General features: G+C 68.8%; 11 protein-coding genes. 3 read left to right on the forward strand and 8 right to left on the reverse strand.

What is annotated here, in order from left to right; genetic code table 11:
• A complete protein-coding gene (locus ACN27E_RS02995; RefSeq protein ID WP_422746529.1) occupies nt 1-666 on the reverse strand; it encodes a UdgX family uracil-DNA binding protein in 666 nt (221 codons plus the stop codon).
• 40 nt (nt 667-706) lie between these two features.
• The gene (locus ACN27E_RS03000) at nt 707-2,296 is read right to left on the reverse strand and encodes a glycosyltransferase family 39 protein (RefSeq protein ID WP_422746530.1); all 1,590 of its coding nucleotides are present in this window, start codon (nt 2,294-2,296) and stop codon (nt 707-709) included.
• 258 nt (nt 2,297-2,554) lie between these two features.
• Here ACN27E_RS03000 and ACN27E_RS03005 point away from each other — a divergent pair, with 258 nt between their 5' ends.
• Together ACN27E_RS03005 and ACN27E_RS03010 are read left to right on the forward strand one after the other, a co-directional pair.
• Entirely contained in the window at nt 2,555-3,001 is a 447-nt protein-coding gene (locus tag ACN27E_RS03005; RefSeq protein ID WP_422746531.1) for a universal stress protein, read from the forward strand.
• An 81-nt stretch (nt 3,002-3,082) separates the two neighbouring features.
• Entirely contained in the window at nt 3,083-4,384 is a 1,302-nt protein-coding gene (locus ACN27E_RS03010) for a cytochrome P450 (protein ID WP_422746532.1), read from the forward strand.
• A gap of 4 nt (nt 4,385-4,388) precedes the next feature.
• On the opposite strand, the gene ACN27E_RS03015 is transcribed toward ACN27E_RS03010, so the two are convergent.
• Together ACN27E_RS03015 and ACN27E_RS03020 are read right to left on the reverse strand one after the other, a co-directional pair.
• On the reverse strand, nt 4,389-4,904 hold the full coding sequence (locus ACN27E_RS03015; protein WP_422746533.1) for a DUF427 domain-containing protein: 516 nt from the start codon (nt 4,902-4,904) through the stop codon (nt 4,389-4,391).
• Nucleotides 4,894-5,571 (reverse strand): MBL fold metallo-hydrolase, encoded by a 678-nt coding sequence (locus tag ACN27E_RS03020; protein ID WP_422746534.1) that lies wholly within the window; start codon nt 5,569-5,571, stop codon nt 4,894-4,896. The genes ACN27E_RS03015 and ACN27E_RS03020 overlap by 11 nt, the downstream gene beginning before the upstream one ends.
• A 99-nt stretch (nt 5,572-5,670) precedes the next feature.
• Between ACN27E_RS03020 and uvrA the strand changes: the two genes are divergently transcribed.
• On the forward strand, nt 5,671-8,565 hold the full coding sequence (gene uvrA, locus ACN27E_RS03025) for an excinuclease ABC subunit UvrA (protein WP_422746535.1): 2,895 nt from the start codon (nt 5,671-5,673) through the stop codon (nt 8,563-8,565).
• Here uvrA and ACN27E_RS03030 read toward each other — a convergent pair whose 3' ends face one another.
• The 4 genes from ACN27E_RS03030 to ACN27E_RS03045 form a co-directional block, all read right to left on the reverse strand.
• Nucleotides 8,566-10,023 (reverse strand): flavin-containing monooxygenase, encoded by a 1,458-nt coding sequence (locus ACN27E_RS03030; protein ID WP_422746536.1) that lies wholly within the window; start codon nt 10,021-10,023, stop codon nt 8,566-8,568.
• A gap of 39 nt (nt 10,024-10,062) precedes the next feature.
• Nucleotides 10,063-11,238, reverse strand: a complete 1,176-nt coding sequence (locus ACN27E_RS03035) for a winged helix DNA-binding domain-containing protein (RefSeq protein WP_422746537.1) — start codon at nt 11,236-11,238, stop codon at nt 10,063-10,065.
• Nucleotides 11,239-11,241: 3 nt separating this feature from the next.
• The gene (locus ACN27E_RS03040) at nt 11,242-11,541 is read right to left on the reverse strand and encodes a hypothetical protein (protein ID WP_422746538.1); all 300 of its coding nucleotides are present in this window, start codon (nt 11,539-11,541) and stop codon (nt 11,242-11,244) included.
• A gap of 114 nt (nt 11,542-11,655) precedes the next feature.
• Entirely contained in the window at nt 11,656-12,996 is a 1,341-nt protein-coding gene (locus tag ACN27E_RS03045) for an alpha/beta hydrolase-fold protein (protein WP_422746539.1), read from the reverse strand.
• Between the last annotated feature and the right edge of the window lie 63 nt (nt 12,997-13,059).

Here is a 13,059-nt window from a genome sequence, read left to right on the forward strand (position 1 = left end):
CTAGGCCGCCATCAACCGGGCGACCACCCGCAGATCGTCGGCCAGCGCATCGAACGCGCGTTCCCGGTCCTCCGGCGGTCCGCGCAACACCGACGACGGATGCACCGTGGCGACCACCTCGGGGTCGATGTCCAGGTCGGTCCCCGCTAAGGGCGATGGAAGGCGCAGCACCTCACCGCGGTGAGCGGTCAGCCGGAAGTCGTTGCCCATCAACGCTTTGGCGGCGGTCGCGCCGAGCAGCACCACGATATCGGGCCGGACGGCGTCCAGCTCGGCGAACAGCCAGGGGCGGCAGGCGACCACCTCGGTGCGGCTGGGTGTCTTGTGGATGCGACGGGTGCCGCGTTCGGGCCGGGTGAACTTGAAGTGTTTGACGGCGTTGGTGACGTAGACCAGGTCGCGGTCGATGTCCGCCGCCGCGAGCGCCCGGTCGAGCAGCTTGCCCGCCGGACCGACGAATGGCCGGCCGGCTCTGTCCTCCTGATCCCCGGGTTGTTCGCCGATCATCACCACCCTGGCCTGCCGGCGGCCCTCGCCGAGCACCGCCCGAGTGGCGTCGATATACAGATCGCACCCCGTGCAGGCCTGAGCGGCATCGGCGAGCACGCTCAGGTCGCGGGTGTCGGCGGGCACGAAATCCGCGGCGCCGGGAGCTGCGCTGGCCATGGCCGCGGACTACCCGCCGGGTGGGCGCCTCACGCGCCGCTCACCGCGTCGATTTGGTGACCTGGGCGAAGTTGAACTGCCAGCGCTCGACGACGTGGAAGCCCAGCCGTTCGGGCACCCGGTAGGCCGGTGCGCCGCCCAGCCGTGGCCCCGGGTCCAGGGCTTCGCCGCTCTGCCGATCGGGAACCGAGGTGTCGCGTTCGGACACCGTCCACAGCACCGTGCAGCGACGCACCTGGTCGGCCACCGCCCAGATCGCGATGTGTGCGTCCCACAAGCGGTTTCGTTGCGGCCCGGTGCGGCCGCGGCCGGGATCGGCGAGCTTGGCGTAGGCGCCGGGCCGTGCGGCGGTCATCGGCCGGATGGGCCCGGGCAACCAGTTGGCCGTGTTGTCCATGATCAGGCAGTCACCCGGCGCGGCGTAGGCGGTGATGACATCGGCGACCTGGCTGTAGTCCATGCCCTCCTTGGCGTACGCGCTGCGTTGGACCATCAGGTAATTCGGTGTCGCCGCAATCGCCAGGACCGCCACCACGGCGGCCACCCTCTCGCGGGTGCGCGCCAGCGCCACGATGCAGACCCCCAGCAGCAGCGCCATCGCCGGTGCGGTGTAGCAGAGGTAGCGCGGATAGTAGACGGGCTCCAGCAGCGCCGAGTACACCAGCAGTCCCGCCGTGGGAAGGGTCATCCAGGCGAGAGCCAACAGCGCCAGGGCTCGGTCCCCCTCGCCGAAGCGCAGCGTGCGCCGGCACACCAGAGACACCACCAGCAGCAGCCCGGCGAGCAGGGAGAAGCCCAGCGAGTGGTCGAAGTACTGCCGCGCGACGATCTCCACCACCGTGTCCGCGCTGAGCGGGGAGATCCACCGGACCTGCGCGATCTGCGTCCGGCAGTAGAGCAGGAACGGTGCGACGGCGATCACGGCCGCGGCGGTGGCTACCGACCAACGAATGATTTCGGTACGACGGCCGAGCCGGGCCACGACGAGGGCGTGGACGAGGACCATCAGCACCACGAACACATTGAGTACCGACGATGCGGCCACACCCACCGCGTACACCGGCCACCAGCCCCATCGCCGCCGCCGCACCGCCGCGACGAGCAGCACCGTCAGCCAGACGACGGCCATCGTCGACAGCGCATACGATCTCGCCTCGATCCCGGCCCAGGTGATGCGGGGCAGGATGGCGAACACCACGCCCGAGCACACCGCCACCGAGCGGCCGCTGAACTGCCGCGCCAGCACCACCACACCGGCCGCGGCGCCGGCAATCGCCAGCGAGCTCGACAGCCGCGACCAGAACTCGGTCTGGGGGAACACGGTGAACCACCCGTGCATCACCAGGTAGTACAGGCCGTGCACCGCGTCGATGTTGTGTAGCAGCCGCCACAGTTCGGGAAGGGTCCGGGTCGACGCCGAGATGGTCGCGGCTTCGTCGAACCACAGTGACGGCCGCGCGGCACCGGCCGCACTGACCACTGCGGCGAACAGCGCCATCAGCGCGGGATCGAAACGCCCGCTGCGCATCCGGACGGCCGGCGCGTCCCCGAGCCTGAGCGCGGTCTCCACTGGTTGGGCCACTCGACCGTCCCGTCGACCTTCCTGCTGATGAGCGAACCGTAACGCCATCGGTCGTGGTACGCCGTTCCGGCGTTGAGCTGAGTCACTCACCGCCGGTGAGCACCGGTGCGCCACTGCGGTACCGCGACGTCGCATCGGTCACTGCAAACGCCTGCCCGACGTCGTCGGAAGTTAACATCACTGCCGGTAGACCGCAGGAAATCCGGCGCGCGGCGGGCTCGCCGGGTGTCGTGAATAGCGCACGGGTGCCTCTGCCGAGGCGTTAATGTCACGAATGGCGAAGTAAATGACACTTGGAGGAACTGGATGAGCGCCTATCGCACCGTGGTCGTCGGCACGGACGGATCGGATTCGTCGCTTCGAGCGGTGGACCGCGCCGGACAGATCGCGGCCGGATCCGGCGCGAAGCTGATCGTCAGCACGGCGTACTTTCCGCAGAGCGAGGATCAGCGGGCCGCCGACGTCCTCAAGGACGAGGGCTACAAGATGTCGGGCAACGCACCCATCTACGCCATCCTTCGGGAGGCCCGGGACCGCGCGCACGCCGCCGGCGCCAAGGACATCGAGGAGAAGGCGATCGTCGGCGCTCCGGTCGACGCCCTGGTCGAACTGGCCGAGCAGGTCAAGGCCGATCTCCTGGTGGTCGGCAACGTCGGCCTGAGCACCATCGCCGGCCGGCTGCTGGGCTCGGTACCCGCCAACGTCGCGCGCCGGTCCAAGACCGACGTGTTGATCGTCCATACGACGCCCTGACCGGCGCGGGTGCGCGTCGTCGATTCCTGACCGCAGCGTCGTGCCGGGTGTCACACTCGGGGCGAACCGGGAGGTGATCCGATGACGACGACATTGCACCCGAGGGGCATCGCGCCGCGCGAGAACGGCGCGCCCCCACCGCATGTCCCGCTGGACGACATCAACCTGGGCCGGCTCGACTTCTGGGACTGGAACGACGATCTTCGTGACGGCGCCTTCGCGACATTGCGTCGCGAGGCGCCGATCGCGTTCTTCGAGGTCCCCGAGTTCGCCGGATTCACCGCCGGGGCCGGCCACTGGGCGCTGACCACCCACGACGACGTGCGATATGCGAGCCGGCATCCGGAGGTGTTCAGCTCGGTCCCGACCAGCACCGCACTTAACGACGTGGCCGTCGAGATCTCCGAATACGTGGGGTCGATGATCTCGCTGGACGATCCCCGCCACCTCCGGTTGCGCGGCATCGTCAACCGGGCCTTCACCCCGAAGGTACTGACGCGCATCGAGGATAGCGTCCGCGAGCGCGCCCGACGACTGGTCAGCGAGATGCGGCGCGAGCATCCCGACGGCCGCGCCGATTTCGTCGAGTCCATCGCCGGACCGTTTCCGCTACAGATCATCTGCGACATGATGGGCATCCCGGAACAGGACGAGGCGAAGGTCTTCGACTGGACGTCGATCATCCTCGGCGCCGGTGACGAAGAGGTGGCCGCCGACTTCGACACCATCGTCGGCGCGGTGCTGGCGCTGGGGCAGTACGGAGTCGAATTGGCCGAAGCCCGCCGGGCCCATCCGACCGACGATCTCACCACGAATCTGGTGCACGCCGAGGTCGACGGTGAACGCCTCACCTCGGCCGAGATCGGGTCGTTCTTCATCCTGCTCTCGGCGGCGGGCAACGAAACCACCCGCAATGCCATCAGCCACGGCATGGTGGCACTGACGCGTTACCCCGAACAGCGGGACCTGTGGTGGAACGATTTCGATGCCGTCGCGCCGACGGCCGTGGAGGAGATCGTCCGGTGGGGCTCGCCGGTGATCTTCATGCGCCGCAACCTGACCGAGGACGTGGAGATGCGCGGTGTCCGGATGAAGTCCGGGGCGAAGGTCAGCATGTGGTACAACTCCGCCAACCGCGACGAACGGGTCTTCGACAATCCGTGGATGTTCGATGTGAGGCGAGACCCCAACCCCCACATCGGATTTGGCGCCGGTGGTGCGCACTTCTGCCTTGGTGCGAACCTGGCCCGTCGCGAGATCCGCGTGCTCTACGAAGAACTGCACCGCCAGGTGCCGGACATCGTCGCCACCGGGGAGCCGGCGATCCTGCGATCGGCGTTCATCCACGGCATCAAGCGGCTGCCGGTGGGCTGGGGCGGGTGAGCCCTCACCAACCCATCGAGCCGGGTACCCCTTTGAACGGCCCGGCGACCCGGCTGGTGATCCACCCACCGTAGAAGCCGCCCGGCTGGGGCGTCACCACTTCGCCGTCGACGGTGCACCGGTCCATGTGGGCGGCCATCACGGCGACCGCATCGGCGAGCGGTTCGAACCCCGGCGTCGGATGCGGATAGGTCCACGCCGCGCGTGGCGCGACGCGGTCACCGGCGACGTCGTCGGGGACAACGACATCGAAGTACGCGGCCTGGCCCTTCCACTCACACCACGACCGGCCCTCGGCCCGGCGCAGGGCGCCCGGGGCGAAGCTGTCCATCGGCAGGTAGTAGGTCGGCGGATGACTGGTCTCCAACACCCGCCACGCGCGGGCGGTCGAGGCGACGGTGCGGCCGGCGAACTCCACGGTGATCGTCGCGCGGATCTCCTCCAGCCGCGGTGGCCGCGGATAGTCCCACACCGACTCCTGGCCCGGCCCGGGGATGTCGGGGACCGGTCTACCAGCCACGCTCACGCCATTCCGCCAGATGGGGGCGTTCGGTGCCGAGCACCGTGTCGTCGCCGTGTCCCGGGTAGACGACCGTCGAGTCCGGGTAGACGTCGAACACCCGCGTGCTCACGTCATCGAGCAGCTGCTCGAAGTGGCCGGGTTCCCAGGTCTTACCGACCCCGCCCGGGAACAGGCAGTCCCCGGTGAAAAGATGCACCGCATCGCCGGCGGCCGGGCCGTGCAGGGCCAGCGCCACCGAGCCGGGCGTGTGCCCGCGCAGGTGTATGACGTCGAACGTCAGGTCGCCGATCTGCAGCGTGTCCCCGCCGGCCAGCTGCCGCTCCGGGGGCACCGGCAGCGGTTCGGAGTCCAGTTGGTGGGCCGCGGTGGGCGCGCCCGTCGCCTCGGCCACCGCCGACAGCGCCTGCCAGTGATCGAAGTGTTGATGGGTGGTGAGGATCAGGGCGAGCTGCGGCGCCTGGGTCTTGATGACGTCGAGCAGGACGTCGGCGTCGTTGGCGGCATCGATGAGTAGGCTCTGACCGGTTCGGGAACACCTGATCAGGTATGCGTTGTTGTCCATGGGGCCCACCGACACCTTGATGATCGTCGCGCCGGGAAGGGTGCGCCGAGCGGCGGTGCCGGGTTCGACGTGGCCGGTGTAGTTGTCGTCGATGACGGTCATAGAGGCCACCGTATCGGGCTTGTCGGACACGACACCTAGCATGAGTCGGGCGCGTGCGCGCGGAGTGACGCGCGGCGCATCGAGATCGAGAGGACCGAGTTGGCTGATCGTCTGATCGTCAAGGGCGCGCGTGAACACAATCTGCGCAGCGTCGATCTCGACCTGCCGCGCGACGCGCTGATCGTGTTCACCGGGTTGTCCGGCTCCGGCAAGTCGTCACTGGCCTTCGACACGATCTTCGCCGAGGGCCAGCGCCGCTACGTGGAGTCGCTGTCGGCCTACGCGCGGCAGTTCCTCGGACAGATGGACAAACCCGACGTCGACTTCATCGAGGGCCTGTCACCGGCGGTATCCATCGACCAGAAATCGACCAACCGCAACCCCCGGTCCACCGTCGGCACCATCACCGAGGTCTACGACTACCTGCGCCTGCTCTACGCCCGCGCCGGCACTCCGCACTGCCCGGTCTGCGGTGAACGCATCGCCCGCCAGACCCCGCAGCAGATCGTCGACCAGGTGCTGGCGATGGACGAGGGACTGCGCTTCCAGGTGCTCGCCCCGGTGGTTCGCACCCGCAAGGGTGAATTCGTGGACCTGTTCGACAAGCTCAACACCCAGGGCTACAGCCGGGTCCGGGTTGACGGCGTGGTGTATCCGCTGACCGATCCGCCCAAGCTGAAGAAGCAGGAAAAGCACGATATCGAGGTCGTGGTGGACCGGCTCACGGTCAAGGCGACGGCCAAGCAGCGGCTCACCGACTCCATCGAGACAGCGCTCGGCCTGGCCGAAGGCATCGTGGTGCTCGAGTTCGTCGACCGAGAGGACGACCACCCGCACCGGGAGCAGCGGTTCTCCGAGAAGCTCGCATGCCCCAACGGCCACCCCTTGGCCGTCGACGACCTCGAGCCCCGCTCGTTCTCGTTCAACTCGCCCTACGGCGCCTGCCCGGAATGTCTGGGGCTGGGCATCCGCAAGGAGGTCGACCCGGATCTGGTGGTGCCCGATCCGGATCTGACGCTGGCCGAGGGCGCGATCGCGCCGTGGTCGATGGGTCAGACCGCGGAGTACTTCACCCGGATGCTCTCCGGGTTGGGCGAGGCGATGGGCTTCGACACCGACACCCCGTGGAAGAAGCTGCCGGCCAAGGCGCGCAAGGCCATCCTCGAGGGCTGTGACGAGCAGGTTCACGTCCGGTACCGCAACCGCTACGGGCGCACCCGGTCGTACTACGCCGACTTCGAGGGCGTGATGGCGTTCCTGCAGCGTCGCATGGAGCAGACCGACTCCGAACAGATGAAGGAGCGCTACGAGGGCTTCATGCGGGACGTGCCGTGCCCGGAGTGCGACGGCACCCGCCTCAAGCCCGAGATCCTCGCGGTGACGATGGCCGCCGGCGACTATGGCAACAAGTCGATCGCCGAGGTGGCCGAACTGTCGATCGCCGACTGCGCCGCCTTCCTCAACGCACTGACCCTCGGCCCACGCGAACAGGCGATCGCCGGTCAGGTGCTCAAGGAGATCCAGTCCCGGCTGGGGTTCCTGCTCGACGTCGGCCTGGACTATCTGTCGCTGTCCCGGGCGGCGGCCACGCTGTCCGGCGGCGAGGCGCAGCGCATCCGATTGGCCACCCAGATCGGATCCGGTCTGGTCGGCGTCCTCTACGTCCTCGACGAACCGTCGATCGGGCTGCACCAGCGCGACAACCGGCGGCTCATCGACACGCTGGTGCGGTTGCGTGAGCTCGGCAACACGCTGATCGTGGTCGAGCACGACCTCGACACCATCGCCCACGCCGACTGGGTGGTCGACATCGGTCCGGCGGCCGGTGAGCACGGTGGGCGCATCGTCCACAGCGGCACCTACAAGGACCTGCTGCGCAACAAGGAGTCGCTCACCGGCGCGTATCTGTCCGGCCGGGAGAGCATCGAGGTGCCGGCGATCCGGCGGCCCACCGACCGCAAGCGTCAGCTGACGGTGATCGGCGCCCGCGAACACAACCTCAAGGGCATCGACGTCGCGTTCCCGCTCGGCGTGCTCACCTCGGTGACCGGCGTCTCCGGGTCGGGTAAGTCGACGCTGGTCAACGACATCCTGGCCTCGGTGCTGGCCAACAAGCTCAACGGGGCACGTCAGGTGCCGGGGCGCCACACCCGGATCAACGGGCTCGACCAGCTCGACAAGCTGGTGCGGGTCGACCAGTCACCGATCGGTCGCACCCCGCGGTCGAACCCCGCGACCTACACCGGTGTCTTCGACAAGATCCGGTCGCTGTTCGCCGCGACCACCGAGGCCAAAGTCCGCGGCTATCAGCCCGGCCGGTTCTCGTTCAACGTCAAGGGCGGCCGGTGTGAGGCGTGTTCCGGTGACGGCACCATCAAGATCGAGATGAACTTCCTGCCCGACGTGTACGTCCCGTGCGAGGTGTGCCACGGCGCCCGGTACAACCGCGAGACCCTCGAGGTGCACTACAAGGGCAAGACCATCGCCGAGGTCCTCGACATGCCGATCGAGGAGGCCGCCGACTTCTTCGAACCGATCAGCTCGATCCACCGGTACCTCAGGACGCTGGTCGACGTCGGTCTCGGCTACGTCCGGCTGGGCCAGCCGGCGCCGACGCTGTCCGGCGGCGAGGCGCAGCGCGTCAAACTGGCTGCCGAACTGCAGAAGCGCTCGACGGGGCGGACGGTGTACATCCTCGACGAGCCCACCACCGGACTGCACTTCGAGGACATCCGCAAGCTGCTCAAGGTCATCAACGGTCTGGTCGACAAGGGCAACACCGTGATCGTCATCGAGCACAACCTCGACGTGATCAAGACCTCGGACTGGATCGTCGACATGGGCCCCGAAGGGGGCGCGGGCGGCGGCACCGTCGTGGCCGAGGGAACCCCCGAGGACGTCGCCGCCAGCCCCGACAGCTACACCGGACACTTCCTGGCCGAACTCGTCGAGGTCCCCGCCCCGGCGCGTAAACGCCGCAAGGTCAGCGCCTGATCAGGCGCTGACCTCGTAGGCGTCGAGGTCGAAGCGGCGGGTCTGGTTGCGGAACCGGAAGGTGAAGTCTGGCCAGAGCGTGGTGTTGTTGCCATGCGCGTCGAGGTACCAGCTGGCGCACCGCCCGGTCATCCACACCGATCCGGCGAGTGCCTGCTGCAGCCGGTCGTTGTAGGCGTCGAGCGCCTCCTGCTTGACCTCCACGGTGCCCAACCCCTGCTTCTCCATGGTGGTGATGGCGTCGACGACGTAGTTGAGCTGCGACTCGATCATGTACACCATCGAGCTGTGGCCCAGCCCGGTGTTGGGGCCCACCAGGACGAACATGTTGGGATAACCGGTGATCGTGGTGCCCTTGTAAGCCCGCATCCCCTTGTCGGCGAATTTGTCGGTGAGGCTCGCGCCGTCGGCGCCGCAGACCGTCTCGAACATCGGCGAATCGGTCACGTGGAAGCCGGTCGCCACGATCAGGGCGTCGACCTCGCGGCTCGTGCCGTCGGTGGTGACGATGCGCCGGCCGTCGATCCGTTCGATGCCGTCGGTGATGAGGTCGACGTGGTCCCGGTCGAGCGCCGGATACCAGTCGTTCGAGATGAGCATGCGCTTGCAGCCGATCCGGAAGTTCGGGGTCACCCTGCGCCGCAGCGCGGGGTCGCGGATCTCTGACCGGATCTTGGCCCGCGACAGGAACTCGAAGATCTTCATCAGGTTCGGATTCTTCGCCAGGCCGACGACCTGGACCTCCCGGCCGGCGTAGATCCCGGCGCGGGCCAGCCGCAGGAATCCGGGCACGTTGCGGAACGCCCACCGCTCCAGCCTGGTGAACGGCCGGTCGAAGCGGGGCAGCAGCCACGGTGCGGTCCGCTGGTAGACGTCGAGGTGGGTGACCTGGTCGACGATGGCCGGCACGATCTGGATGGCCGACGCCCCGGTGCCGATCACCGCGACGCGCTTACCGATGAGGTCGGCGTCGTGGTTCCAGCGGGCCGAATGGAACATCTCTCCGTCGAAGGACTCGATGCCGGGGATCGGCGGTAGCGACGGTTCGGCCAGCGACCCGAAGGCGGCGATGACAATGTCGGCGGTCAGATCCCCCTGGTCGGTGCTGATGTGCCACTGCTTGCGGTCGGGATTCCACGCGGTCCGCTTGACGGCGCACCCGAACCGATGTCGGTCCAGGACTCCGTAGCGCTCGGCGAGGCGGCGCAGATAGTGCTCGATCTCGGGTTGCCGGGAGAACGAACGCGTCCAGTCCGGGTTCAGCGCGAACGAGTAGGAGTACAGGTGGGACGGGACATCGCACGCCGCACCGGGATACGTGTTGTCGCGCCAGGTGCCGCCGACATCGTTCCCGCGCTCGAAGACGATGAAGTCACGGTGCCCGGCCTCCTGAAGGCGGATGGCGGCCCCGAGTCCGGAAAAGCCGCTGCCGATGATCGCTATCCGGACGTGCTCCACGTCAGCCCCTTTCCGTCGGTGGCCGTAGGTTAGCCGCCGTCACTGCGTTCGAACCGTGCGTTTGCTCAGAGGCGACGGAAAGCGCGGACTGACCCGGGTGCCGTCCAGCCACTCGGTGAGGTGTTCGGCGTGCGCGGTCAGCGCCCGGACCCCGTCATGACCGACGTCCTCGACGAGGTGCAGGCGCACCCGGCCGTCGGGATCCTGTCCCCACGCGCCGACGATCCGGCCGTTCCACCATGCCGTCGGCCCGCCGTTGCCGTTGCGGTCGAACACGTGCGGGCGGTGCTCGCCCAGATACCAGTCGCGGTCGAACCAGCCCATGGTGGTGACGTCGAGGCCCGGCAGCAGGGCGGCCCACGGCTCGGTCGGCGGTTCGGGCTCGAGGTCCTCTGCCAGCGCGACCCCCGGTGTGCCGTGCAGGTCCACCTCGACCGCGCCGATCGCCTCGAGGGCCCGGCGCGCCCAGGTCAGCGTCGCGCCGAACCACCACTTGACGTCGGTCACCGTGGCGGGTCCGAAAGCCCGCAGCCACCGCTGCACCGCGGTGCCCGACGCCTCCTCGGGTGAGGGCCGGTCGCCGATCGGGCCTAGCCAGTCGCCGATGGCGCTCCAGCGTGGCCGGCTGACGGTCCACCCGCCGTCGTTGGGGCCTCGGACGATGTCGCCCTGTACGCCGAGAACGGTCAGAACCCTTGGGCTGAGCGGTGTCTGGCCACCCCACGGCTTCCCCGGGGCGGGGTCGAACACGCCGGCCAGCTCTGGCAGTGCCGCGCGCAGCTCCCGCGCCCCGGTGGGTCCGTGCGCATCGAGGAAGGTCAGCACGGCGCGGTGCGCCGCGTTCAGCCAGGCGTCACCGTCGGTGGTGACGCCGCCCTTCTCGGCATCGGTGATCAGCCGCTTGCGTTCGTTGGCCGCGACCCGGTCACTGGCCGCCACCTGAATCGACGGCAGGTCGTCGCGGCCGATCACCCACAGCGTCCGCCGCATCGCCAGATGTTTGAGCACCTCCCGCCGCTCGTAGAGCTGCGCGTCGAGATCGGCGACGGTGAACCCGGGCACCCGCGCCCACAGCGACAGATAGGGAGTGGCCGGGTCGGTGGCATGCAGGCCCATCAAAGCCGAGACCGCGTGGGTGACCGAGGTGGCTTCGGTGCTCAGGAAGTGGCGGCGGCCCAGCCGAGCCCTGCGCTCTTCACGGGTGAACGAGCGCACCACTCAACGGTTCTCGTTCGGCTCGGTGCGCATGGATTCACGGATCTGGGCGAGCCGCTCGGCGGCGGCGCGTTGCCGCTGCTCGTACTCCTCGTCGGCTGCGCGCCCCTCCGGGGTCTCGGCGGCCAGTTCGGCGGCGCCGATGGAGGTTCCGTAGCGGTTCTCGATCTTCTCGCGCACCGATTCGAAGGTCGGGACGCCGCCGGGGGTGTAGCCGGTGTCGAGTGCTTCCGAGGGAGTCGGAGGGGGCGCCGGGGTCGGAGCGGGGCCGGGCTCCGGTTCGGCGTTGGTGTCGTCGGCCATGCCGGTCACGGTACCCGCGCAGATTGTTGGGATCGGTAGCCCAGCGGCGGATCTTCACTTGTCCTACGACGGCCGTACCGGGCCCCTGGCCGAGGCGCTGGCCGCGGAAGCCGACTACTGAGACCGGGCCGGTGCCCCGGTCGGCGGGAGCGCCACCGCGGGCACGTCGGGAGTGCCGAGGCGGCCGGCCAGCCACGGCAGCGCAGCGGCGAATGCGTTGCCCGCGAACGGCCAGTCGTGTTCCCCCGGTTGGGTCGCGACCGTGCAGTCGATGCCGTTGGCCGAACCCAGCGCGCACAGCGCCTCCGCGGCGCCCGCCTGGTCCTTGCCCGCGGTGTTGACGTCGTACCAGCCCGCGATGTCGGTGTAGCGGCCGTGTCGGGTCATCACGGTGGTCGGATCGTAGGCCGCCCACTGTGCGGTGTTGCCGCCGAACAGCCGCTCGACGGTCTGGTCTTTGGTGCCGGAGTTGGGGCTGATGTCGCCGGCGATGTCCTCGAAGGCGCTGAACAGGTCGGGGTGCATGACCGTCAGATCGACGGCACAGGTGCCGCCCATGGACCAGCCGACCACACCCCAGTCTGACCGGTCGTCGCTCACGCCGAAGTGCGAGACAAGGTAGGGCCGAACATCTTTGGTGAGATGGTCGGCGCTGTTGCCGCGGTTGCCGTCGACGCATTCGGTGTCGTTGTTGAACGCCCCACCGGCGTCGACGAAGACCATCACCGGCGCGTTGCCGTGGTGCGCCGCAGCGAAGGCGTCCGCGGTGGCGACCGCGTTGCCGGCCCGCATCCAGTCCGCCGGGGTGTTGAACTCGCCACCGATCATCATGACCACCGGCAGCTTGGGCGGCGGATTCGTCGCGTACCACGCCGGTGGAAGGTAGACGAATTCACCGCGATGGCGGAAGCCCGAGGCGCTGTCTCCGGTGTCGACAGGCACCACCGTGCCTTTGGCCGGCATCCGGTGCTCCTTCTGCATGGCCACCACGTTCGCCGGGTCGGTCTCATCCGGTAGCGGGCCGGCGGTCATCTGGTTCCACGCCGTCTGCACCGTGGGGAAATAGCCGGTCCACAGATTCAGCGCCAGCGCGGCACACAGGACGCACAGCGGGACCGAGAGCAGGGAGGCCGCGCGCCGCCACCACGCCGCGCTGCGCCAGCCCGCGACGAGAACCCCTGCGGCAGTTCCGGAAAGCGCGACCCACACCCATAAGGATCGGGGCGCGGGCTGACCGGCCAGGCCCTCGGAGGTGATGTAGCAGTAGGCGACCACGGCCAGGGCCGCGCCGATCACCGCGGCCCACGGTAACCACAGCAGCCGCCAGCGCCGGTTACGCCATCCCAGCGCCGCCAGCAGGACGATCGCGGCCATGATCTGCAGGGTCACCGGGATCCACCCGTGAAGCAGGGACAGCGGGTGTCGCAGTGACTCGGTCAGACTCACGCTCGCCATCGTGGCCGACCAGTCTTGGGGTCGGCTGTGTGCCCGCTGTCAGCCCCTCGGGGCCCACCGCAG

Origin of the sequence: Mycobacterium sp. WMMD1722 (assembly GCF_049315205.1) — a bacterium.
Taxonomy (GTDB): domain Bacteria; phylum Actinomycetota; class Actinomycetes; order Mycobacteriales; family Mycobacteriaceae; genus Mycobacterium.